This window comes from Cohnella baijiui, assembly GCF_020731285.1.
Taxonomy (GTDB): Bacteria; Bacillota; Bacilli; order Paenibacillales; family Paenibacillaceae; genus Cohnella.
On sequence record NZ_JAJFOW010000506.1, the window covers coordinates 1 to 211 of the forward strand.

Annotated in this window: 1 protein-coding gene; it reads right to left on the minus strand. The window is 26.5% G+C overall.

The features are described 5' to 3' along the window. Positions 1 to 211, minus strand: a 211-nt coding sequence (locus LKX83_RS33565) for a hypothetical protein (protein WP_227887654.1), incomplete at both ends; no start/stop codon positions are given.

The following is a 211-nucleotide window of genomic DNA, read 5'->3' on the forward strand; positions in this document are numbered from 1 at the left end:
CCTAAGTATCCAATATTAAAACCTCTGTTTTTTTCTTTAAAAGGGTATTTTGAAACTTCGACCCCACAATATACTAAATTTATTTTTGTACTTTTAAGTTTATCTGTATTAATCTTAGCCTTAAAAAGCTTTAAAATATGAGGAGCTACCACAATTAGTTGATCAACTAAGTTCCAATTTACTTTTGTAATATTAGGAGTATATACTTCAT